General features: G+C 63.2%; 17 protein-coding genes and 1 pseudogene. 5 read left to right on the top strand and 13 right to left on the bottom strand.

The annotated features are described in order from the left end of the window. The 3 genes and pseudogenes from VGN68_RS12725 to VGN68_RS12715 form a co-directional block, all read left to right on the top strand. Positions 1 to 266: pseudogene (locus tag VGN68_RS12725) on the top strand (hypothetical protein); the annotation flags it as partial. 73 nt (positions 267 to 339) lie between these two features. Next, positions 340 to 1,425 carry a 4-hydroxyphenylpyruvate dioxygenase gene (hppD, locus tag VGN68_RS12720; protein WP_327477229.1) on the top strand — a complete coding sequence of 362 codons (1,086 nt, stop codon included), beginning with the start codon at positions 340 to 342 and terminating at the stop codon, positions 1,423 to 1,425. A 132-nt stretch (positions 1,426 to 1,557) separates the two neighbouring features. After that, positions 1,558 to 2,109 (top strand): VOC family protein, encoded by a 552-nt coding sequence (locus VGN68_RS12715; protein WP_327477227.1) that lies wholly within the window; start codon positions 1,558 to 1,560, stop codon positions 2,107 to 2,109. Between the two features lie 139 nt (positions 2,110 to 2,248). Here the strand turns inward: VGN68_RS12715 and VGN68_RS12710 are convergent, their stop codons facing one another. From VGN68_RS12710 to VGN68_RS12695, 4 genes are all read right to left on the bottom strand, one after another. Next, on the bottom strand, positions 2,249 to 3,502 hold the full coding sequence (locus tag VGN68_RS12710; RefSeq protein ID WP_327477224.1) for an FAD-binding oxidoreductase: 1,254 nt from the start codon (positions 3,500 to 3,502) through the stop codon (positions 2,249 to 2,251). Positions 3,503 to 3,577: 75 nt separating this feature from the next. Beyond that, positions 3,578 to 4,222, bottom strand: coding sequence for a YqaA family protein (locus tag VGN68_RS12705; RefSeq protein WP_327477233.1), 645 nt, complete (start codon positions 4,220 to 4,222; stop codon positions 3,578 to 3,580). A 55-nt stretch (positions 4,223 to 4,277) separates the two neighbouring features. Next, the gene (gene purH, locus VGN68_RS12700; protein ID WP_327477222.1) at positions 4,278 to 5,870 is read right to left on the bottom strand and encodes a bifunctional phosphoribosylaminoimidazolecarboxamide formyltransferase/IMP cyclohydrolase; all 1,593 of its coding nucleotides are present in this window, start codon (positions 5,868 to 5,870) and stop codon (positions 4,278 to 4,280) included. Between the two features lie 298 nt (positions 5,871 to 6,168). Then, complete coding sequence (locus tag VGN68_RS12695; protein WP_327477220.1) at positions 6,169 to 7,194, bottom strand: phytase; 1,026 nt, start codon at positions 7,192 to 7,194, stop codon at positions 6,169 to 6,171. A 182-nt stretch (positions 7,195 to 7,376) separates the two neighbouring features. On the opposite strand from VGN68_RS12695, the gene VGN68_RS12690 reads away from it, so the two are divergent. Continuing rightward, the gene (locus VGN68_RS12690) at positions 7,377 to 9,731 is read left to right on the top strand and encodes a TonB-dependent receptor (protein WP_327477219.1); all 2,355 of its coding nucleotides are present in this window, start codon (positions 7,377 to 7,379) and stop codon (positions 9,729 to 9,731) included. A gap of 208 nt (positions 9,732 to 9,939) precedes the next feature. Here VGN68_RS12690 and VGN68_RS12685 read toward each other — a convergent pair whose 3' ends face one another. From VGN68_RS12685 to VGN68_RS12645, 9 genes are all read right to left on the bottom strand, one after another. Then, positions 9,940 to 11,670: a heparinase II/III family protein gene (locus VGN68_RS12685; RefSeq protein ID WP_327477231.1), complete on the bottom strand. Its 1,731-nt coding sequence runs from the start codon at positions 11,668 to 11,670 to the stop codon at positions 9,940 to 9,942. A gap of 51 nt (positions 11,671 to 11,721) precedes the next feature. Continuing rightward, the gene (rpe, locus tag VGN68_RS12680) at positions 11,722 to 12,393 is read right to left on the bottom strand and encodes a ribulose-phosphate 3-epimerase (protein ID WP_327477217.1); all 672 of its coding nucleotides are present in this window, start codon (positions 12,391 to 12,393) and stop codon (positions 11,722 to 11,724) included. Positions 12,394 to 12,605: 212 nt separating this feature from the next. Then, the gene (locus VGN68_RS12675; protein ID WP_327477215.1) at positions 12,606 to 12,815 is read right to left on the bottom strand and encodes a toxin-antitoxin system HicB family antitoxin; all 210 of its coding nucleotides are present in this window, start codon (positions 12,813 to 12,815) and stop codon (positions 12,606 to 12,608) included. Between the two features lie 107 nt (positions 12,816 to 12,922). Then, positions 12,923 to 13,825: an SPFH domain-containing protein gene (locus VGN68_RS12670; RefSeq protein WP_327477214.1), complete on the bottom strand. Its 903-nt coding sequence runs from the start codon at positions 13,823 to 13,825 to the stop codon at positions 12,923 to 12,925. A 512-nt stretch (positions 13,826 to 14,337) separates the two neighbouring features. Continuing rightward, a complete protein-coding gene (locus VGN68_RS12665) occupies positions 14,338 to 16,446 on the bottom strand; it encodes a M3 family metallopeptidase (RefSeq protein ID WP_327477212.1) in 2,109 nt (702 codons plus the stop codon). Positions 16,447 to 16,783: 337 nt separating this feature from the next. After that, complete coding sequence (locus VGN68_RS12660; RefSeq protein ID WP_327477210.1) at positions 16,784 to 17,653, bottom strand: SMP-30/gluconolactonase/LRE family protein; 870 nt, start codon at positions 17,651 to 17,653, stop codon at positions 16,784 to 16,786. Positions 17,654 to 17,782: 129 nt separating this feature from the next. Then, positions 17,783 to 19,417 carry a recombinase family protein gene (locus VGN68_RS12655; RefSeq protein ID WP_327477208.1) on the bottom strand — a complete coding sequence of 545 codons (1,635 nt, stop codon included), beginning with the start codon at positions 19,415 to 19,417 and terminating at the stop codon, positions 17,783 to 17,785. 76 nt (positions 19,418 to 19,493) lie between these two features. After that, positions 19,494 to 19,715 carry a hypothetical protein gene (locus VGN68_RS12650; protein ID WP_327477206.1) on the bottom strand — a complete coding sequence of 74 codons (222 nt, stop codon included), beginning with the start codon at positions 19,713 to 19,715 and terminating at the stop codon, positions 19,494 to 19,496. Continuing rightward, positions 19,687 to 19,926 carry an AlpA family transcriptional regulator gene (locus VGN68_RS12645; RefSeq protein ID WP_327477204.1) on the bottom strand — a complete coding sequence of 80 codons (240 nt, stop codon included), beginning with the start codon at positions 19,924 to 19,926 and terminating at the stop codon, positions 19,687 to 19,689. Before VGN68_RS12645 ends, VGN68_RS12650 begins: the two co-directional genes overlap by 29 nt. Before the next feature lie 549 nt (positions 19,927 to 20,475). Here VGN68_RS12645 and VGN68_RS12640 point away from each other — a divergent pair. Next, on the top strand, positions 20,476 to 21,807 hold the full coding sequence (locus VGN68_RS12640; RefSeq protein ID WP_327477202.1) for an anti-phage deoxyguanosine triphosphatase: 1,332 nt from the start codon (positions 20,476 to 20,478) through the stop codon (positions 21,805 to 21,807). The last annotated feature ends 102 nt before the right edge of the window (positions 21,808 to 21,909 follow it).

The raw sequence follows: 21,909 nt of genomic DNA, 5'->3' as shown, positions 1-21,909 counted from the left end.
CGATCGCGATGCCCGCGACGGTGATGAAGCGACTGACCTATGGTGAAGAAGGCCTTGCCGCGGTCGAAAAGCGTTTCAAGGGCCGGACCATCACGGTGCGTGGGGTCGCGGAGCGGGTAAAGATCGGCTTTTTCGAAGCAGGTGGAAAGCCGACGGACAAATATTATTACCAGGTCCAGATCCGCATTGGGCAGGCAAGCCAGCTTTGGGTTCAGGGCGATGGCTATGTCAACGATGCGGAACTCGTCCGACCCCCGGCGGATTGATGCCTACGGTCCTTGACTCGCAATGCCCCCCGGAGGATAATGGTTTCAATTGAAACTAGATAGGATGATTGCCATGGCCGACCTGTTCGACAATCCGCTGGGCCTCGACGGTTTTGAATTCGTCGAATTTTCGGCGCCCGAAAAGGGCATTCTCGAACCGGTTTTCCAGGCGATGGGCTTTGCCCAGATCGCGCGTCATCGCTCGAAAGACGTCCAGCTGTGGCGCCAGGGCGGCATCAACCTGATTGCCAATTACGAACCCAAATCGCCCGCGGCCTATTTCGCCGCCGAACATGGGCCGTCGGCGTGCGGCATGGGCTGGCGCGTGCGCGACGCCGCCAAGGCCTATGCCGAAGCGATCGAGCGCGGCGCCGAACCGGTCGAAACGACCCCCGGCCCGATGGAATTGCGTCTGCCCGCGATCCGCGGCATCGGCGGTTCGATCATCTATCTGATCGACCGCTACGGCGACGACCTCAGCATCTACGACATCGACTTTGTTTACGAAGACGGCGTCGATCGCCACCCGGTCGGCGCCGGGATGCAACTGATCGATCACTTGACCCACAATGTCTATGGCGGCCGCATGGCGCATTGGGCGGCCTTTTACGAGCGCATCGCGGGCTTCCGCGAGATTCGCTATTTCGACATCAAGGGCGAATATACCGGACTGACGTCGAAGGCGATGACCGCCCCCGATGGCAAGATCCGCATTCCGCTCAACGAAGAAGGCGCCGGTGGTGGCGGCCAGATCGAGGAATATCTGCGCGCCTATAATGGCGAGGGCATCCAGCATATCGCGTTCAGTTGTGACGATCTGTACGCCGCGTGGGACAAGCTGAAAGCGCTCGGCAATCCCTTCGCCCCGGCACCGCCTGCAACCTATTATGAAATGCTCGCCGATCGGCTGCCCGGCCATGGCGAACCGGTCGAGGAACTGCAGTCGCGCGGCATCCTGCTCGACGGCTCGACCGAAGACGGCGACCCCCGCCTGCTGCTCCAGATTTTTGGCCAGACCGTCATCGGCCCGGTCTTCTTTGAATTCATCCAGCGCAAGAAGGATGAAGGCTTTGGCGAAGGCAATTTCACCGCGCTGTTCAAATCGATGGAAATGGACCAGATCCGCCGCGGCGCGCTGGAAATCAAAGAGACCGCTTGATTCCTCGTCCGTTCGTGCTGAGCTTGTCGAAGCACCGTCCTTCTTCTTGCGGCGTCAAAAGAAAGAACGACCCTTCGACAAGCTCAGGGCGAACGGGGCAGGGTAGAATCAGCACAAACGGAGTTGGGTAAAATGACCAGCCAATCCCCCATCAAACTCGGCGGCGTCCACCACGCCGCCTATCGCTGCAAGGATGCGAAGGAAACGGTCGATTGGTACGAGCGGATGCTCGGCATGACCTACACGACCGCCTTTGCCGAGGATCATGTTCCGTCGACCGGCGAATATGATCCGTATATGCACGTCTTCCTCGACGCCGGGAACGGCAACATCCTCGCTTTCTTCGAACTGCCGAACCAACCCGTTATGGGCCGCGACGAGAACACCCCGGCCTGGGTCCAGCATCTGGCGTTCAAGGTCGGCAGCTATGACGAACTGGTCGCGGCGAAGGCGCATCTCGAAAGTGAAGGCGTCGATGTCCTCGGCCCGACGCATCACGGCATTTTCAAGTCGATCTATTTCTTCGATCCCAACGGCCATCGCGTCGAACTGGCGTGCGACATCGGCACCGCCGAGCAATATGCCGAACTCAAGCGCGTCGCGCCGCTGATGCTGGAGGAATGGAGCCAGACGAAGAAAGCCCCGCGCCACGCCGACTGGCTGCACACGGCGGCGAACGAATAAGCCGATCTCCCCTCATCCGTTCGTATCGAGCGAAGTCGAGATACGTTTGGCTTGGCGTATGGGTCGGCGTGTCTCGACTTCGCTCGACACGAACGGGGTATTTGTGCGCCGCGCTAGCCGTGGCTCGTTCGCCCCGCGCTCAAAACTTTCGCGAAAAGCTGACCAGATCGGCGTCGGGATCGCCATCGCCGCAGATCAACCCGCGCAGCATCTGCGCCGCCATCATCGAAAAGGTGATGCCGTTGCCGCCATAGCCCATCGCGGCATAACAATTGGGCATCCGCGGGATCCGCCCGATCGTCGGGGTGCCGGTCTTGCTGTCGCCAAAGCTGCCCGCCCACGCATGGACCGGCGTCGCGTCGATCATCGGCAGCAGCGCGCCGAGCTTGCGCGACAGGGCCCTGGTCTTGGCGGCAATCTTGGCGTCGCGCTCGTCCGCATCGCTGATCTCTTCATCCTCGCCGCCGCAGATCACTTCGCCTGCCGGGGTGGTGCGAATATACAGATAGGGATCGGCGGCTTCCCAGATCATCGCGGCGGTCGGCCAGATTGCGCGCGGCTGTGGCTTGGTCGCGATCGACCAGCTGGAGATGATTGTGTTCCCCTTGCGCGGCACGCCCTTCATCATCTCGTAGCCCGTCGCGACGACCAGAGTGCGCGCCCGGATTTCGCGGCCGTCGGCGCTCTGGAGCGTCACGCCGCTTTCGCTCGGCGCGACATCGCAAATATCGACCGGGCTGTAGATTCGCGCCCCGCGTCCTATCGCGACATTCAGATAGCCCGCTGCCAGCTGGCGCGGATCGGCCGTATAATTGCCAAACCCAATGATCGCATGGCGCCCCTTGATGCCGTAGCGATCGAGCACCGCGGCGGGTTTCAGCAGCTCGATCTCGAACCCCGCGCGCCGCCGCGCCTCGGCTTCGCGCGCCAGACCCTCGGCATCGAGGACATTGCCGTGCAGATAGATCGAGCCGCGCGTCGCCGCGTCGACGTTCAACCCCAACCGCTCGGTTCGCTCGCGCAGCGCGTCGACCGACTGGCGCGACCGCCGCCACAGTCGCTCGGCGCGGTCGCGGCCGATCTGCTCGGCCAATAGCGACAGCGGGGTGTCGATTTCATACTGCAGCATCGCGGTCGACGCGGCGGTTGATCCATCGAGCGGCCCGCGGCGATCGACGACGACGACCTTTAAGCCAGCTTCGGATAAGGTTTCGGCGATCAGCGCTCCCGAAATCCCCGCCCCGATAATCACGACGTCGCAGCTGATGTCGCGGGTCAGGGGCTGGGTTGGCACACGCGGGCGCCGCCGCGCCGACCAGATCGACTGCCCGGTGCGCAGATCGCGATGGTGGGTGACCGAGGCTTGGCTCGATCGCGTGGGGGTTTTCGTCATGGGATGCTCCGTGCCGCGGCAGACGCGACACGCCCCTAATCCCCGGCGCGTCGCTGGGTTGCACGACGGCTCGCTTTAGCGGCGCTGGATGCTCTCCATCGTCGCGCCGCTGCACGCATCGGCGGTCTTTTCGCCGTCGCCCGAGAGCAGGCCAAGGACAAGGAATCCGCCGATGACCAGCGCGACAAAGGCGGTCGTCACCATGCCCAGATATTTCTCGATAAACGCCTTGATCGGCGCGCCGAATAGGCGGAACAGCACGCCCACCGCCATGAAGATCATCCCGCGCCCGACGATGCTGGCACCGGTAAAGGTCGCCAGATCCATGCCGGTAAAGCCCGCGGTCAGCGTCATCAGCTTGAACGGGATCGGCGTTGCCCCGGCGATGATGATCGCCTCGGCGTCATATTGGTTGAGGAAGCACACCGCGACCGGGAATTTCTCGGTCAGCCCCAGCGCGCCGAGCAGCCACAGGCCGATGCTTTCGTACAGGAAATAGCCGATAGCATAGCCGAACAGCCCGCCCAGCACCGACCCGAGGGTGCATATCGCGGCAAAACGCACCGCGCGCTTCGGTTCGGCGAGGCACATCAGCCCCAGCACCGGGTGCGGCGGGATCGGGAAAAAGCTCGATTCGATGAAGGCGATGGCGAACAGCCACCATTCGGCGTGACGGTGCGACGCCTTGGCAATCGTCCAGTTATACAGATGCGCGAGCAGGCTTTTGGCCGTTGGGCGCGCGGTCGGGTCGATCAGGATGGCCATGGCGCGCCGATCAGTGCCGGAAATGCCGCATACCGGTGAAGAGCATCGCCAGCCCGGCCTCGTTCGCCGCGGCGATGACCTCGTCATCGCGGATCGATCCACCCGGCTGGATCACGCAGGTCGCGCCCGCTTCGACCGCCGCCAGCAGGCCGTCGGCAAAGGGGAAGAAGGCATCGCTCGCGACCGCGCTGCCGACGGTGCGCGGACTGGCCCAGCCGTGGCTCTCAGCAGCTTCGCGCGCCTTCACGGCGGCGATGCGCGCGCTGTCGCGGCGGTTCATCTGCCCCGCGCCGATGCCCGCGGTCGACCCGCCCTTGGCGTAGACGATCGCGTTCGATTTCACATGCTTGGCGACGGTCCACGCGAACAGCGCGTCGGCCAGCTCCTCTTCGGTCGGGGCGCGCTCGGTGACGACTTTCAAGTCGGCGCGGGTGATGCGGCCATTGTCGCGGCTCTGGACCAGCCAGCCGCCGGTAATGCCTTTCAGGACCAGTCCGCCGCGCGCCGGATCGGGCAATTCGCCGGTCAGCAGCAGGCGGAGGTTCTTCTTCTTTGCAAACACCGCGCGCGCGTCGGCATCGGCGTCGGGGGCGCAGACGACTTCGGTAAAGATGCCGCTGATCGCCTCTGCGGTGGCGCCGTCGAGCGGCCGGTTGACCGCGATGATGCCGCCAAATGCCGAGACATCGTCGCATTTCAGCGCCGCGTCATAGGCTTCGGCGATCGTCGCCGCACTTGCCACGCCGCAGGGATTGGCGTGCTTGACGATGACACAGGTCGGATCGGCATCGCGGAATTCCGACACCAGATCGAGTGCGGCGTCGGCGTCGTTGATATTGTTGTAGCTGAGCTCCTTGCCCTGCACCTGCTGCGCCCCGGCAATGCCGCGCGGGCCGGGGACGGCAGGGACATACAGCGCCGCCTGCTGGTGCGGATTTTCACCGTAACGCAGTTCGCTGGCCAGCTTCGCGGTGAGCGGCAGGGTGTCGGGGAAGGTCTTTCCCTGATCGGCGATGGCGAACCAGCGCGCGATCGCGCTGTCATAACTCGCGGTGTGAGCAAAGGCGGTCGCGGCAAGGCGCTTGCGCAGCGCCATCGTCGTCGCGCCGCCGTTCGCGTCCATCTCGGCGATGACCGCGGCATAGTCTTCGGGTTCGGTGACGATGCCGACGAACGCATGGTTCTTCGCCGATGAGCGCACCATCGCCGGCCCGCCGATGTCGATATTCTCGATGATCTCGTCGCGCGTGCCGCCCTTCGCGACGGTCGCCGCGAACGGGTAGAGGTTGACCACAACCAGATCGATCGCACCGATGCCATGCTCGTCCATCGCCGCGACATGCGCCGCATCGTCGCGCACCGCCAGGATGCCGCCATGGACCGTCGGGTGCAGCGTCTTGACCCGCCCGTCCATCATTTCGGGAAAGCCGGTGAGGTCAGCGACGTCAAGGACCGTGTGCCCCGCCTCACGCAGCGCCTTGGCCGTACCGCCAGTCGATACCAGCTCGACGCCATGTTTGACGAGCGCCGCGGCCAGATCGGCAAGCCCCGCCTTGTCGCTGACGGACAACAGCGCGCGGCGGACGGGGACAAGATCGGTCATGGAGTGGGAGCCTCGGCTGGCGGGTGGAAAGTCGCAGCCCCCCTAGGCGCGCGGCGGCTTTTGGGCAAGTCGCGAGCGGGTGCTTTGGGTTCTAAAGAGGTTCACGCGGAGCCGCGGAGCCGCGGAGAAGGGCCGCGGAGCCGCGGAGAAGGAAGGAAGACAAAAGGGTTTCGCGCAGAGAGCGCAGAGCACGCCGAGAATTTGAAAGCGGCAAAGCCGCCATTCTTCTCTCCGCGTCTCCGCGTCTCCGCGTGAACCAAAATTTCTCTGCGATCTCCGCGATCTCTGCGCGAATCCTTTAAAGCCCCAGCGCCGCTGCGATCTGATCCCACCGAACCAGCTTGAAATTCTGCGCCTTGGGCGCATTGTCGCCGTCCTGCGCCAGAAAGATGCCGTCGGGATAGGCCGGCCCAAAATTGCCCGCGATCGCCTCGATCCCATCGGTCTCGCTCGTCGCGCCGAACGCCCCCGCGGTCACGGCAAAGCGCCCAACATATTCAACGCCGGGCAGGCGGAATACGGCATAGGCATTGTCGCCCTGGCTCGATGCGATCAGGTAGCGTTGACCCTTATGGTCGATCGTCGCCAGCCCTTCCAGATCGGCAACGAGCCGCTGGTTGTCGATCGGCGCGACCAGCCGCGCTGCGGCGCCCGTGCCGTCCTGCTTCAACTCCCACAATCCGCCGACCTCTTCGCCGACATAGAGGGTATCGCCGTCGAACACGCACCCCTCGGACTGGGTCGCGATCTTGTGTTCCCACTGAACGGTGAAGGTCGGCGTGCCATCGACCGTCAAGGTACCAACGCGCACCGTGCCGTCCTTGACGATCAACGCCGCGGTGATCGGCGCCCCCGGCGCGGTCTTCTTCAGGCACAGGCCATAGGCCTCGCCGCGCCCCGCCGCCGCGCGGCCCAATGCGGTGAGCGCGGGCTTGGCCCCGTCGAGGCGGTACACCGCCAGATGCGCGTTCAACCCGTCGTTGCGGTCGCTCGCGACCACGATATCGCCGACGACATCGACATTGTTGACGAGGCCGCTTTTCAGAAAGGCCAGATCCTTGCCCGTCAGGTCATAGACATGCAGCCCGGCCTTCTTGTCGGTCGCGATGATCAGCGCGCGGCCCGGATTGGCGGGATCGACCCAGATCGCCGGATCGTCGGCGGCATCGGCACGCCCGGTGCCGACCGGCGCGGTTTCGCCGCTCGCGGTCACCGCGACGGGCGGCAGGCCGGTGATCACCGGCCCTGCCTGACCGGCGCACCCGGTCAACAGTGATGCAAAAGCAAGCGACGTCAGCAGCTTCGATGATTGGACGGCGGTCATGACGATTTCCCCTGTTGCCATTGGCGCAATTGATCTTTGGCGCGCCCCGTTCCAGCAAAGCGGTCGCGCGTCAATCCCACAACATTTCCGTCACTTAAGCGTCACTTAAACGTCATGATGCTCGCCGCAAACTGTCACACAGCCCCCCTAGAGGCCCGGCAACGACCAAGGGGGCATGACATATGATTCGAATTTTCAGCCTGAATTCCGCTGCGGTGCTGGCGCTGGCGACGGCGATGATGTCGGCGCCCGCCATGGCGCAAGACACCACACCGGTCCAGAACGCCGACGGCACGATCACCACCTCGCAGGACATCGTCGTGCTCGGCAGCATCGGTTACCGCAACCGCAGTGAGGATCAGGCCGAACCTGTCCTGTCCTATGACAGCGAGTTTTTCCAGCGCTTCGAACCGCTGACCGCGGGCGACGCGCTGAAGCGCGTGCCGTCGGTGACCTTCCTCTCGGACGTGATCGAGAGCGACGGCGCCCGCCTGCGCGGCCTGCCTCCCGGCTATACGCAGATCCTGATCAACGGCGAGCGTGTCCCCGGCAACAATGATGACCGCAGCTTTTTCCTCGACCGTATTCCTGCCGAATTGATCGACCGCGTCGAAATCGTCCGCTCATCCTCGGCGCGCCGCACCGGCGACGCGGTTGCAGGTACGATCAATATCGAGTTGCGCGATGCCTTCGAACTCGATGGCGGCTATATCCGCGCGGGCGCGCTTCGCTACGACGACAAGGAACTCGAGCCCAGCCTAGGTCTCGTTTACGGCGGCGCGGTCGGTCCCGGCCGGTTGCTCGTTGGACTCAATTTCCAGGGACGTCACAACCCCAAGAAGAAATTCTCGCTGCGCTATGGCGACTCGCCCGAGAATGATCCCGATTTTGCGACCGAAGAATTCGACAACCGCGAAGACCAGATCGATACGCGCGACGGCAAGGATTATTCGGCCAACGCGAGCTACGAGATCGACGGCGACTCGACCGATTTCCGGATCAGCGGCTTTTACGTCCGCACCGACCGAACCGAAACCGAACGCAGCCGCGAATATGACGATCCGACGGCATTCACCGGCCCGCTGCCCGACGGTGCGTTGGTCAGCGATAACAGCAACATCAATAATATCGACCAGGAAAATTACAGCCTCGACGCGCGCCTCTCGCACCAATGGTCGCTCGGTAAAACGACCTTGCGGGTCGGCTATGCCCGCTTCGACGACAAGCAGCGCGAGAGCGAGAACCAGATCGATTTCGACGTCGATTATGACGATGGCGAAGTGCCGGTGTTTGAGCAGGTGTTCACCGCCACCGATATCGCCGACAAGGAGTTCACGACCAAACTCGATCATGAATTCGAGCTTGGCAATGATATCCAGCTTGTCGTCGGCGGCCTTTACCAGAAGAAAACACGCAACACCGCGATTTTCGATATCGACGACGAGATCGAGTTTCCGGGCCTTGACGGCACTTACGATCAGTTTATCGACAATCCCGACGATCTGCTCGATCCGTTCGACCTCACGGATCTTGAACCCACCGACGGCGGGGTCAATCGGCTCAAGGAACGGCGGCTTGACGGCTTTGCGCTCGTTCAGGGCAAGTCGGGCGGGCTGACGTGGGAAGCGGGCATCCGCTACGAAACGACCAAACTCGACATCAGCGATTTTACCGAAGCCGCCATCGTGCCGAACCAGAGCAATGATTATGAAGAGTGGCTGCCGTCAGCGTCGATCAAGTTCGACCTGACCGCCCGCGACCGGATAACCGCGTCGGTGGCGCGCACCAATCGCCGTCCCGATTTCAACTTCGTCTCGCCCGCGCTGCTGGAAGAAGAGGTCGGCGACAGCGACCTGCTCGGCAATCCGCAGCTCGGTCCCGAAACCGCATGGGGCGTCGATCTGGGCTATGAACGCCGTATCGGCCGCACCGGCGTCGTCGGCATCAACGCCTTTTACCGCGATGTCAGCAACCTGATCGAACTCACCAACACCGGCGAGGAAGGCTCGGAAGGCGAAGGCACCTTCGTCTATCAGCCGCAGAATGTCGGCGACGGCAAGGTGTGGGGGGTCGAATTCGACCTGTCCACCGACCTTGGGTTCCTCGGCCTGCCCGACACCGGCATCTTCGGCAACGTCTCGTGGCTCGACAGCGAGATCACCGATTTCGCGGGCAAGCGCCGCTTCAACGGTCAGTCGGAGTATGTCTATAACATCGGCTTCATTCAGGACATTCCATCGATCGGCGTGGCGTTCGGCGCCACCCATCGCAAACAGGGCGCGGCCTATGACCGCGTGATCAGCGAGGAAGTCCGCACCACTTACGGCGCCGATCTCGAAATCTTCGTCGAAAAGCGGTTCGGCAGCAATTTCACGATCCGCGCGGTCGGTTCGAACCTGCTCAACGGTGCCAAGCGCGAGACCTTCAACAAGTTCGACAATCTGGAAGACCAGCTCGACCGCGATTTCGACGAATATGAGCTCGAAAGCGAAAAGGCCGGTCCGGTGTTCCAGCTGATGGCGCGCTACGCTTTCTAAAGGTTCGGCGGCCGACGCTCAGTCCCTGGGGCGTCGGCTATCGGTCAATCCTCCCTGTCGCGAAGCGATGGGGAGGGGGACCGCTTGCGAAGCAAGTGGTGGAGGGGCAGCGACGTCGCGCCATGGCCCCTCCGTCAGCTCTTCGCGCTGCCACCTCCCCATCGCTGCGCGACAGGGAGGATCAGTTAGGTGGCAGATGGGCCGCTCGCTACCCGATATGCTTGAAAATCCACCCGATGCTTGCCCCGCCCGCGGGTGCGGTGCCGGTGACGACCAGCTGTTCGGTCGGGTGCGGGCGGCCTTCGCCGTCGACCCACAGGCTTTGCTCGACATCGAGCGCACCCTCCGAGGTGCGGAACTGCCACAGCGGGCCGCCATTGATGCGGAGCAGCGCGCCCAATTTGTCGGCCGTCAGGCTGGCCGAGATATTGCGGCCGAGGTGAAAGCGCAGCGCGAACCCCTTGTCGCCCTTGCGCCGCGTGCGCGGGGCGGGGAGCAGCATGTCCTCACCGCGCAGCTCGCGCCCGTTTGGCGACAGGATCAGCAGGCGGCGGTGGATCAGCCCGTGGCGCCGCGCATAGCCGTCGTGGCTCATCTCGACCCGGCTGCCCTGCGGCGTTTCGCGGCGGTCGAGCTCGACCTCGGTGACGCCTTTGCCCAGCGTTCCGTTGGCGAGGATCGCGGTCGAATTGGTGTCGGCCAGGATCAAAGTCGAATGCGCCGCGGTGGTGCGCAGCCCGCGCGCCAGATCGGCGGGGATCGTCGCGCCGGTCAGGGCCGCGCCGCCGCAATTGACGACGATGCGCTCGTCGCCGTCGCTCAATTCGAATGCCAGCGTCGAGGCACAGCCCGCCTCGGTCACCCGCGCGATCGGCGGCGGCGCCGCGTCGGCGAGCAGCACGACCTTGTTGGCGACCAGCCGCTGATAGCCCCAGTCGCGCGCCTGTTTCAGCGGCCGGGTCCGCACCCCGCTGGCCGCGACGATCGCCTGGACATGGGCTGCCGACGTCGCGCCGCTCCCCTGCCAGCTGCCCATGCCGCCGTCGCTGTGCAGCAGCCCGAGCAATGCCGGGACGGCGCGCGCCAGCACTTCCTGCACGAACGGCGGCACCTCCATCCGGCGCATGTCATAAACCTTGGCGAGCATCGACAGCGCCATCACCGCGTCGAGTTGCGCCTGCGGCGAGCGCGAGATATTGCCGCCATCGGCATAGAAGCTGGTCTCCAGCACCTTGCGCAGGCCCGCCTCGCCAAACACCTGCCGCGGCTCGCCGCCGGGCATCAGCAGCGACGCGGCGACGATGCCGACCCAAGCGACCATCTGGCCGGTGCCCGGCCGCGTCTTGTCGGCAACCCGGTCCAGATGCCGCGCGGCGCGCGCGAGGTGGTTGAGCACCGCCGATCGATAGACCAGGTCGCTCGACGACAGGATCAGCGGCGCGTGGGCCGCCCAGAACAGGATGCGCCACGCGGTGTTGTCGGCCTTCCACGCCGGTTCGCTCACCGCCTCGCCATGCGTGCCGAGCCAGTGGCGGACCACCGCCTCGGCGATCGGCGCGCCATCGGCGCGCGTGCCAGTGGCGGCGAGATCGCGTAGCCAGGCAAAGCTGTGCAGATAATCGGCAAAGGTCGGCGCGACGGTCAGCGTCGCAAAATCCAGCTCGCCGAGCGGCAGCTTCAAGCCGCGGTGCAGGAAATGGCCGGCGCGGATCGCGGTCCCGGCGCGGGTGTCGCCGGGTACCGGGTCGACCGGAACGCCGAGCAGTTTGAGCGGAAAGCGGCCTTTCAGGCGGAACGCATGGAGCGGCGTGCGCCAGGTCAGCCGGGTGATCGCATTGGCGACGCGGTCGCCCAGCGACAGTCCCTTGTCGGCGGGCAGGCGGATCAGCCGTTTGCCGGGTTCGATCGAATCGTCGATCGGCGGCGCGTCGTCAACCATGTCGAGCGGCGGGTCGGCAGGGGCCGAAGTCAACGGTCTCCCCTCCATCGGTCAGGCGCCCCGCAGCCGCCGGATATTGCCCGCATAGGCATCGGGACCACCCTTGAAAGTCGCGGTGCCCGCCACGAGCACATCGGCCCCCGCCGCGATCGCCAGCGGCGCGGTGTTGACGTCGATACCGCCGTCAACCTCCAGCCGGATGTCGCGGCCGCTCTTGTCGATCATCTTGCGCACCGCTTCGATCTTGCGCAGCTGGCTCGTGATAAAGCTCTGGCCGCCGAACCCCGGATTGACGCTCATGATCAGCACCAGGTCGATGTCGTCGATCAGATAGTCGAGCATCTTCGCCGGGGTCGCGGGATTGAGCGACACCCCCGCCTGCTTGCCCAGCGACTTGATGTGCTGGATGCTGCGGTGGATGTGCGGCCCCGCCTCGGGATGCACGGTGATGATGTCGGCGCCCGCTGCGGCAAAGGCGTCGAGGAAATGATCGACCGGCGAAATCATCAGATGGACGTCGAAGGGCAGGGTGGAGTGCGGTCGCAAGGCTTTGACCACCGCCGGGCCGATCGTCAGGTTCGGCACAAAATGCCCATCCATCACGTCGATATGGACCCAATCGGCGCCCGCGGTCTCGATCGCGCGCACTTCCTGCCCCAGCGCGGCGAAATCGGCGCTCAGGATTGACGGGGCGATACGGACGGGGGCGGGCGTACTAGTCATGACCATCGGCCTTAACCATCAACCCCTTGGGGGGCAAGCGGGGTCGCGGCGCTAGCGGTGGAAAAGCATTTGGCGACGGCTTTCGATCCGCAACCGCCAACAAATTCTCGTCACCCCGGACTTGATCCGGGGTCCCGCTTTGCGTGAAAGGTCGGATGCCGCCTCAAGAAGCGGGATCCCGGGTCGAGCCCGGGATGACGAGGTAGAATGCATCACGATCCGCTCTCCGCTTTTGGCGGCCGCCCGCGCCGTGCGGGGGCAGCGGCCCGGGGCTTCACCCCGCGCCGTGCCAGCGCCTCGCGCAACAGCACCTCGATCTCGGCATTGGCGCTGCGCAATTCATCCGCCGCCAGCCGCTCGATCGCGGCATAGAGCGCGGGGTCGAGGCGGAGGGCAAAGGCCTTTTTGGCGGATGTGGGCATTGGCTAAACCTCAATCCCCGTTCGCATCGAGCGACGTCGAGATGCCCGAAAGTCATGCGACCATGAAGCGTGTCTCGACTTCGCTCGACGCGAACGCGACTTTTACATCAATAAAGCGACCCGGCGTTCACCACCGGCTGGGTGTCGCGCTCGCTGCACAGCACGACCATCAGGTTGGACACCATTGCCGCGCGGCGTTCGTCATCAAGATCGACGACATTTTTCGCGCTGAGCTGTTCGAGCGCCATTTCGACCATGCCAACCGCGCCCTCGACCAGCTTTTTGCGCGCCGAAATCACCGCCTCGGCCTGCTGGCGGCGCAGCATCGCGCCGGCGATTTCCTGCGCATAGGCCAGGTGCGTCAGCCCGCATTCGTCGACGGTGATCCCCGCGACACTCAGCCGCTCGATCAGCGCCTTGCGCAGCTCGACCCCGACCTCGTCATGATTGCCGCGCAGGGTGATTTCCTGATGTTCGATGTCGTCATAGGGGTAACGCGAGCCGATCGAGCGCACCGCGGCCTCGATCTGCGCCATCACGAACTCCTTGTAATCGTCGACGTCGAACAGCGCCTGCGCGGTGTCGGTGACGCGCCACACGACCTGCGCCGCCATCTCGATCGGGTTGCCGCGCAGGTCGTTGACCTTGATCTTGTCCGAAATGACGTTGTTGGCGCGCACCGCGATCTTCTTGCGGGTCAGCCAGGGGAGCACCCAGCGCAGCCCCTCCTCGCGGTCGGTGCCTTTATACGCCCCGAACAGCTGGATAGCGGCCGCTTCATTGGGGTTGATCAGGTAAAAGCCGCACAGGATCAGAAAGCCGACCACCGCGGAGACCGCAACGACCGCCCATTTCCATGCCACCTGAAATTCCGCGGTCGCATTGCTGATCGCCGCCCACGCCGCGACGCCTGCCAGCAGCACCCAGATCAGCAGCATCAGATAACCGCTCTGCGTCATCGCCCGCGTCTCGCGACTGCGGTTCAGCGCCGGTGTTGTCCCCTCGACCATATATTCGCCCTCCGACTCGATATAAAGATGATATCATATTTATATCGAATTGAGTGGGCGTCAATAGGATTCGGATGAGCGTGGTCAGGGTGTCTGCTTTGGGGTGGTGAGCGGACGGTGCCGATCCTCCCCGGAACGGGGAGGGGGACCAGCGAAGCTGGTGGAGGGGCTCCATCGGTTTGCCTTGACGCAGAGATAGTGCTCCGCGGCGAGGTTTCCGGAAAAGCGTGACCCATCTGATCCAGCGCCGCGTAAACCGCCTGTGCCCCTCCACCGCCGCTTCGCGGCGGTTCCCCTCCCCGTTCCGGGGAGGATCTCCTACGTCCGCTTCTGGTCGTTTCCAGCCCTTCGTCATCCCGGACTTGATCCGGGATCCAGGCGCACTTCGGTCGCTTGGACCCCGGATCAAGTCCGGGGTGACGATGAAAGCAGGGCCGGGATGAAAGCAGGGCAACAACAGGATAAACAAAGGGGGCGAAATCGCCCCCTTTGCCTCCCCGGTTTCGTCCGCTCTATTCGGTCGGAAACCCGCGCTTTTTGAGCAGCGCCGACACATCCGGATCACGCCCGCGGAAGGCGCGATAGGCTTCGGCGCGGTCGGTTTCGTTGCCGGTCATCAGCAAGATCGTGCGGAACCGGTCGGCGACGGTGCGGTCCCACGGGCCGCCCGCTTCCATGAACGCGGCCCAGGTGTCGGCGTCCATCGTTTCCGACCACAAATAGCTGTAATAGCCCGCCGAATAAGCGTCCGAACTGAACAGATGCGCGAATTGCGGCAGGCGGTGGCGCATGACGATCTCGCGCGGCATCCCCATTTCGGCCAGCGTTTCGCGCTCGAACTTGTCGATGTCGGTCGGCGGCACCTTGCGGTCGTGCAGCTTCATGTCGACGATCGCGCTCGACAGATATTCGACGGTTTCAAAGCCCTGGTTGAACTTGCCCGACGCCTCGATCTTGTCGAGCAAGGCCTGCGGCATCGGCGCGCCCGTTTTGTTATGCGTCGCGAATTTCGACAGCACTTCTGGGGTCATCAGCCAATTTTCATTCACCTGGCTCGGATATTCGACAAAGTCGCGCGGCACCCCGGCGAGCGCGGGATAGTTGATATCATAGAGCAGGAAATGGATGCCGTGGCCGAATTCGTGAAACAGCGTCGTCGCATCGTCGAGGCTGATCAGCGTCGGTTCGCCCTTGGCCGCTTCGGTGAAATTATTATTGTTCGACGCCAGCACATTGCGGTCGCCGCCCAGCTTTTGCTGGCTGCGATAGGTCGTCATCCACGCGCCCGATCGTTTGCCGTCACGCGCGAAATTGTCGAGGTAAAAGACGCCGATATTCTCGTTGGTCTTCAGATTATAGACCTCGAACGTCCGCACCTTGGGGTCGAACACCGGGATCGTTCCGGTGTTTTCGCGGAACCCCATGTCGTACAGCTGCCCCGCCGACCAGAACATGCCCTCGACCAACTTGTCGAGCTGGAGGTACGGCTTCACCTCGCTTTCATCGAGGTCATATTTGTCCTTGCGGACCTTTTCCGAATAGAAGCGATAATCCCACGGTTCGATGGTGATTTTCGGTCCCTTGCCGGCTTTGGCTTCGGCATCGGCGATCGCCTGCATGTCAGCGACCTCTTCCTTCACCCGTGCCACTGCGGCGGGCCACACTTTCATCATCAGCCCCATCGCATTGGCCGGGGTCTTCGCCATCGTGTCGGCCATGCGGTAGGTCGCGTGGTTGGGGAAACCGAGCAGCTCGGCGCGCTGCTGGCGCAGCGCCAGGATTTCGGCGATCGTCGCATTGGTGTCATTGGCATCGCCATTGTCGCCGCGGCTGACGAACGCCTTGTAGACCTTTTCGCGCAGCGCGCGGTTCGTGGCGTTTTGCAGCACCGGCTGCGCCGATGACCGCGTGTTCTTGATCGCCCATTGGCCGGGCTTGCCATTGGCTTCGGCGGCGGCGGCGAGCGAGGCGATAAAGCCCGCGTCGAGCCCGGCCAGCTCGGCCCTGTCGGTGACAAAGGTATAAAGCTTCTCGTCGCCAAGCAGCTTCGAGGAGAAGGCGGAGAACAGCCCTTCCAGCTTCGAATTCATCGCGACCAGCTTGGTCTTGTCGGCCGCCGAAAGATTGGCGCCGTCGCGCACCATCTCGTCATAGCTGCGCTCGACGATGCGGATCTGCTGGGCGTTCAGCCCGCTGCTGTTGCGCTTGTCGTACACCGCCTTGTAGCGGGCGAACAATTTGGGCTGAAGGAACAGCTCGGTATAGAAAGTGGTGAGCTTGGGGCTCCATTCGGCGTCGATATCCTCGACCCGGTCGTTCGACTTGTTCGACGTCTGCACCCCCCACAGGGCCGACACGCGCTCCATCGTCTCGCCCGCCAGCATCATCGGGACATGGGTGTTCTCGAACGTCGGCGCCGCCGGATTGTCGATCACCGCCTGCACCTGCGCGCGCGTTTCGGCCATGGCCTTGGTGAAGGCGTCGGGGAACAGCTCGGGGTCCATCTTGTCCCACGGCGGCACCCCTTCATAGGGGCCGGTCCATTCCGCCAGCATCGGGTTCTGGCCAGCCGGAGCGGCGGCGGGCGCGGGCGTGGCGGCAGGCGCGGCGGAAGCGGTCATCGGTCGGTCCATGTTGGTGCAACCCGCGAGCAGCGCGCTGGATGCGAGCAATAGCGAAAGCGGGCGGCGAAAAGGAAGCGCGTTGCGCGGCATAGGTGAATCTCCCGGGGAAACGGTTTCGGCCGAAACCATGTTGGAGCGAGCCTTAACCCGAGATTGCGGCGTGGCGCAAGTTTAGGGGGACGAACCGAGTGGGCCGATAAATCCTCCCTGTCGCGAAGCGATGGGGAGGTGGCAGCGGCGTAGCCGCTGACGGAGGGGCTTTGGCGCTACCGTCGCCCCTCCACCATCGCCTGCGGCGACGGTCCCCCTCCCCATGGCTTCGCCACAGGGAGGATCATCCCCCAAACAGCGGCTGCACCAACCCCGGCACTGCAACCCGAAACGCAAACACCCCGCCCGCGTGCGGCTGCGCCTTGCGTTCGTCGTCGGACAAATTCTTGCCCGCACTGGTGACAAAGGCAGTCCGCATATCCGCGCCGCCGAACGCGACCATCGTCGGGCGCTGCACCGGCAGCGCGATCGTTTGCAGCAACTCGCCCGCGGGCGACAGCCGGACGACGCGCCACCCGTCCCACAGCGCCGACCAGTAACACCCCTCGGCATCGATCGCGGCGCCGTCGGGGCGGCCGTTGCCGAGCGGAAACTGGTGGAAGATCCGCCCTTCGCCGAGAACACCCGTCGCCGGATCGACGTCGAACGCGCGGATCGCATGGGTCGGGGTGTCGGCATGGTAAAAGATGCGCCCGTCGGGGCTGAACGCCGCGCCGTTGCTGGTGGTGAGGCCGCCGAAAACTTCGGAGAGCGAACCGTCCGGATCGAGCCGGTACAGGGTCGCGGCGGGATGCGCCTTGTCGCTGGTCAGGCTGCCAACCCACAGCCGACCCGCGCCATCGACGCAGCCATCGTTGAACCGCTGCTCGGGCTTGTCCGCCAGCACCGCCGGACCGAAGGCCCGCGGCGCGTCGCCCCAGCTGTCGATCAGCGCGCAGCTGTTCTCCATGGCGACCACCAGCCCGCCGCCCGCGCGCGGCGCGACGCAGCCGACCTGCTGATCGAGTTGCATGGTCTCGTCCGCACCGGTGACCGGGTCGGTGCGGTGGATCGTGCGACCCTCGATATCGACCCAGTACAGCCGCTGTTCCGAAACGCTCCAGCGCGGCGATTCGCCGAGCAGCGCGCCGGCGTCGAGGAGGAGTTCGACCATGGCGGATGTCGTAGCGCGGCGAGGGGGCGCTGCCCAGCGCCTGCAAACCTATTCGGCGTGAGAATGACATCGTCGATCCCGCGAAGGCGGAGGCTGCGGTCGGTCTATCGGTAACGTCCTCTGTGTTCGTCATCCCGGCGAACCCGAGGCCACCGATGTTATAACTCGGCTGGCGTCGGGTTGCTGGTTGTCGTTCACAAAGTCAAGAATGCCCATCAGCGACCCGTGGAGGGTGGCGTGAACCTCGCCGCGCTTGGCGCCGGGATGTAGAACGATCTTGCCGACGAGCGAGCGAACGTCGCTGGAAGCATCGAGCTGAGTTTCCGGGTCTTCGAGTGTTTCGGTGAGCCGCGCGACCTTGGCCTTGTAGATTTCAGCAATCCCCGGATAGATGTCAGGAATGTGCTGAGGCGCATCCGCCAGTCGTGCGGTGATCTCTTGCTTTTCGCGTTCCAGCTCGGCCATTCGGGCCTTCATGCTAGGCTGGTAGAGGCCGTCCTCAATGGCTGCCATGATGCCCGCGACCGCCCGATCAACCTTTGCCAGCGCACGGATATCGTCATCGGCCTGAGCGCGCCGCTCACGGTTCTCGCCGTTGATCTGCGCCGCATAGGCAGCGACCGCGGCGTCGATCTTGTCCGCCGACACAAGGCGATCGGCGATACCAGCCAGCGCCCTACGCTCCAATTCCGTGCGCCGAATTGTGCGGCCGTTCGTGCAGCAATGGCCGCGATAGCGACTTACGCAACCGTAACGCTCTCCGACCACGAGAGCATATGTTCCGCCGCAAACGCCGCATTCGAGCAAGCCGGAGAGCAGATAGGCTGGACGCCGCGCCTGATGCAGCGATCGGGCCTGTGCTGCTTTCTTGATGCCGACGTATCGGTCGGCCACGATATCCTGCTGACGCTTCACAGCAGCCCATAGCTCGTCGCTGACGATACGCAGTTCTGGCGCCGCATTCCGGATCCACTCGGATTCGGGATTGAGGCGCATGACTTCTTTGCCCGAGCTGGGGTCTTTCACGCTGTGTTTATGGTTCCAGACGCGGACACCGACATACAGCTCATTGTTAAGGATGCCCGTTCCGCGGCGCACGTCGCCGCGAATGCTGGTGTCGCGCCACGCCTTTACCGTCGGCCCGACGATGCCGTCGGCATTGAGGTCGCGCGCGATAGCAAGCGGGCTTTTTCCGGCGGCGAACTCGCGAAAGATGCGCTCGACGATCAGCGCCTGCGCCGGGTCGATCTCACGCTCGCCGCGTACCAGCTCACCTTCGCTGCTCAGGCGCCGGACCATACGGTAGCCATAGCCCACGGCACCCGCCGAGAAGCCCTTCTCGACCCGTCCGCGCAGACCGCGATGCGTTTTCTTGGCGAGGTCCTTCAGGAACAGCGCGTTCATCGTCCCCTTGAGCCCGACATGCAGCTCGGAGATTTCGCCCTCGGCGAGCGTGATGAGTGGGACACGCGCAAACTGGAGATGCTTGAACAGCGTCGCCACATCGGCCTGATCGCGTGACACCCTGTCCAGCGCTTCTGCTACGACGACATCGAACTTTCCCGCCTGCGCGTCGGCAACGAGCCTTTGGACGCCGGGCCTCAGGATCATGCTGGCGCCCGAGATCGCCGCATCCTCATAGGTCGCGACGATCTGCCAGCCTTCCCGCGCCGCGCGCTCCTGGCAAAGATTGAGCTGGTCCCTGATCGACGCGGCATTCTGCTGGTCGGAGGAGTAGCGGGCGTAAAGCGCAGCGCGGATCATCACATCTTCCTTTGCAATGGCGGGGCACAAGCCCGCAGAGCTGGATTAGACAGTGTTGCGCGCGATGACCTTAGGGTCAACGCTCGGGCGGCAGCGCATTTTTTTCCAACGGGTCATTGTCGTTCGCCGCATTGCGCGTTCGGATATGTTCGCGAGCGATATGCCGACCGATGACTTGGGCAATGCGGGTCAGTGCCACATCGACTTGTTCCGCGCGCAGGACAGGCTCGTTGTCATTTGCCGCAATGCAGCCCGGTTCGGGCCGCGCATCACCCTCTTGCATGGCTGCTTCCGGCATCGAGGTCGCGATTGTCGTTTGCGGCGCGGTAGGCAGGCGGGTCGGCGATCCAGCGATTAATTGCGGACTCGTACCAGCCGGCACCATGAATGCTGATCTTCACCTGCGTCGGGAAAGTGCCTTCGGCCATTTTTCGGTAAACAGTCGACCGGGACAGCCCGGTGCGCGCAAGGACGGTCGGGAGGCGGATGATCTTTTCAGTGTTCTGCATAGCTTAGGATCCATCGTCTGGCATTGGCTGGGCTCCCCTAAGTGCAGAATTGGCGATCTTTCTACGCCGCACAACTGTCTCTTCGGTGCTTCTTCGCTACCAGTGAGGGAGCTTGGCGGGTCCTGACGTTTCCTGTCGTTTCTTGGCGCCCAATTTCGGAGCGCATTTATTTTCCCAGGCTGTCTCAAAGGGGGCATTGTGCAATTTCTGGTAGTCGCTCATGTCCGCCCCACAGAAGAATCGAGCCGATCGGATCGAGCCGTTCGGCGGCTGGCCGCTGGTTCGTCGGGGGAATGGCAACTTTGCGCCTGATATCGGTCATTGCGACTGTTGCTGACTAGGGCCCGAAAGCAGACATCAAGATTTCTGACGATCGGTGGTAGCCACCGCCTAATTGCGGTGTCGCGGCGTCACCTGAAATCTATCCTGAAAGCTGTTGTTCTCCAATGGCCGCTTAGAAAGAAACTAATTAGGGATCGCGATAATCGGATTTCCTTCCTAAGCCTCAGACGCACATGACTTAGATAGTAAGGTATAGGAGGTCTGCGAATGCCGTGGCTCGAACGTCGCACTGAAGAAAAGGCGAAGCAAAATGACGCGAGGTCTCCGGGCGATGTCGACTATGCCCGAGTTGTTCATTCGGGGTCGTTCAGGCGACTGCAGGGCAAGACCCAAATCCTCAACCTAGGTGACAGCGACTTCTATCGGACGCGCCTCACTCACTCGCTTGAGGTCGCGCAGATCGCTGGCGGTCTGGTCAAGCAACTGCGCTTCAACGACCCGGGACATGCCGCAGTGACGCACCTTCCCGAACATAGCCTGATCCAGGCAATAGCCTGCACGCACGATCTCGGCCATCCGCCGTTCGGCCATGGCGGCGAGGTCGCGCTCAATTATTGTACGAGAGCGGACGGCGGTTTCGAGGGTAACGGGCAGACGTTGCGCATTTTGTCACGACTTGAAAAATTTGCGGCGGGTGGCGGATCAAACCTTACGCGCGAAACCCTACTCGGGGTGCTGAAATATCCGGTCGCCTATTCCCAAGCACGTAACTCTTCAATCGAGGCCGGATTGCGTGGCGAGACGAGCGGGATTCCGTTGCTTAATCGAGAAGCCTGCAAACCGCCCAAATGCTATCTGGACAGTGAGGCGGACGTGGTTGACTGGATTCTTTCACCTTTGTCTCAGACAGACAGGGACCTGTTTCAGGCGATCGACCGCACCGGGACCAAGCATTACAAAGCTCGTCACAAGTCGCTTGCCTGTAGCATTATGGACCTTGCCGACGACGTCAGCTACGGGGTGCATGATATGGAGGATGCGCTCGCGCTTCGTTTGGTCGATCGTGCCGCCTTCGAGGCCCATGTATCGCCCGAACACTGTCAGGGCGTGCTTGACTATCTCGGGCATGCATATCCCGGTGAGTATCGCAACGATGTCTATGGTGGGATGGTCGAGCGCCTGTTCGGGGACGGCGACCGGCGGAAGCATCAGATCAACCGCCTTCTCAATTATATCATCCCGTCGGTTCAATTCGAGGAGGTTGAGGGTTTTTACGAACCTCGTCTTCGTTACCGCGCTACCTTGCCCGACCCGGTCCGGATTTTCGTGAATGCTATTAAGGATTTCGTGTACGCGACCGTGATCAGAAGCCCGAGCGTTCAGCATCTCGAGTTGAAAGGTCAAATGATGGTGATCGCTGTGTTTGAGGTGATGAAGTCCGAGCCAAAAAGCTTTCTGCCGATCGACATCCAGACACGGCTCGATGGCGGCGATTCCGCCATTCGCGTGATCTGTGATTATGTTTCTGGAATGACTGATACGCATCTTCTGAGAACTTATTGTCCGTCGTCAGAACATTTGGCGCAGATCGCGGCGTAAATTAGTGGAGAGCGGGCCTCGTCTGGGGATTGATATTAGGCGGCGAGCTTTCGGTGCTGCAAGCGCCGATATTGGATGGTCTGTCGTTTGATCCTTTCGCGC

Source organism: Sphingopyxis sp. (genome assembly GCF_035998965.1).
Lineage (GTDB): Bacteria > Pseudomonadota > Alphaproteobacteria > Sphingomonadales > Sphingomonadaceae > Sphingopyxis.
The sequence above is the reverse complement of the archived record's forward strand: the minus strand, read 5'-3'. Positions and strand labels throughout refer to the sequence as shown.

Coding starts and splice junctions, on each gene's coding strand:
- VGN68_RS12695 (WP_327477220.1), bottom strand. CDS start 7,194: ATGACCGCCGTCCAATCATCGAAGCTGCTGACGTCGCTTGCTTTTGCA.
- rpe (WP_327477217.1), bottom strand. CDS start 12,393: ATGACTAGTACGCCCGCCCCCGTCCGTATCGCCCCGTCAATCCTGAGC.
- VGN68_RS12655 (WP_327477208.1), bottom strand. CDS start 19,417: ATGATCCGCGCTGCGCTTTACGCCCGCTACTCCTCCGACCAGCAGAAT.
- VGN68_RS12640 (WP_327477202.1), top strand. CDS start 20,476: ATGCCGTGGCTCGAACGTCGCACTGAAGAAAAGGCGAAGCAAAATGAC.
- VGN68_RS12665 (WP_327477212.1), bottom strand. CDS start 16,446: ATGACCGCTTCCGCCGCGCCTGCCGCCACGCCCGCGCCCGCCGCCGCT.
- VGN68_RS12650 (WP_327477206.1), bottom strand. CDS start 19,715: ATGCCGGAAGCAGCCATGCAAGAGGGTGATGCGCGGCCCGAACCGGGC.
- hppD (WP_327477229.1), top strand. CDS start 340: ATGGCCGACCTGTTCGACAATCCGCTGGGCCTCGACGGTTTTGAATTC.
- VGN68_RS12670 (WP_327477214.1), bottom strand. CDS start 13,825: ATGGTCGAGGGGACAACACCGGCGCTGAACCGCAGTCGCGAGACGCGG.
- VGN68_RS12660 (WP_327477210.1), bottom strand. CDS start 17,653: ATGGTCGAACTCCTCCTCGACGCCGGCGCGCTGCTCGGCGAATCGCCG.
- VGN68_RS12645 (WP_327477204.1), bottom strand. CDS start 19,926: ATGCAGAACACTGAAAAGATCATCCGCCTCCCGACCGTCCTTGCGCGC.
- VGN68_RS12715 (WP_327477227.1), top strand. CDS start 1,558: ATGACCAGCCAATCCCCCATCAAACTCGGCGGCGTCCACCACGCCGCC.
- VGN68_RS12685 (WP_327477231.1), bottom strand. CDS start 11,670: ATGGTTGACGACGCGCCGCCGATCGACGATTCGATCGAACCCGGCAAA.
- VGN68_RS12710 (WP_327477224.1), bottom strand. CDS start 3,502: ATGACGAAAACCCCCACGCGATCGAGCCAAGCCTCGGTCACCCACCAT.
- VGN68_RS12690 (WP_327477219.1), top strand. CDS start 7,377: ATGATTCGAATTTTCAGCCTGAATTCCGCTGCGGTGCTGGCGCTGGCG.
- purH (WP_327477222.1), bottom strand. CDS start 5,870: ATGACCGATCTTGTCCCCGTCCGCCGCGCGCTGTTGTCCGTCAGCGAC.
- VGN68_RS12675 (WP_327477215.1), bottom strand. CDS start 12,815: ATGCCCACATCCGCCAAAAAGGCCTTTGCCCTCCGCCTCGACCCCGCG.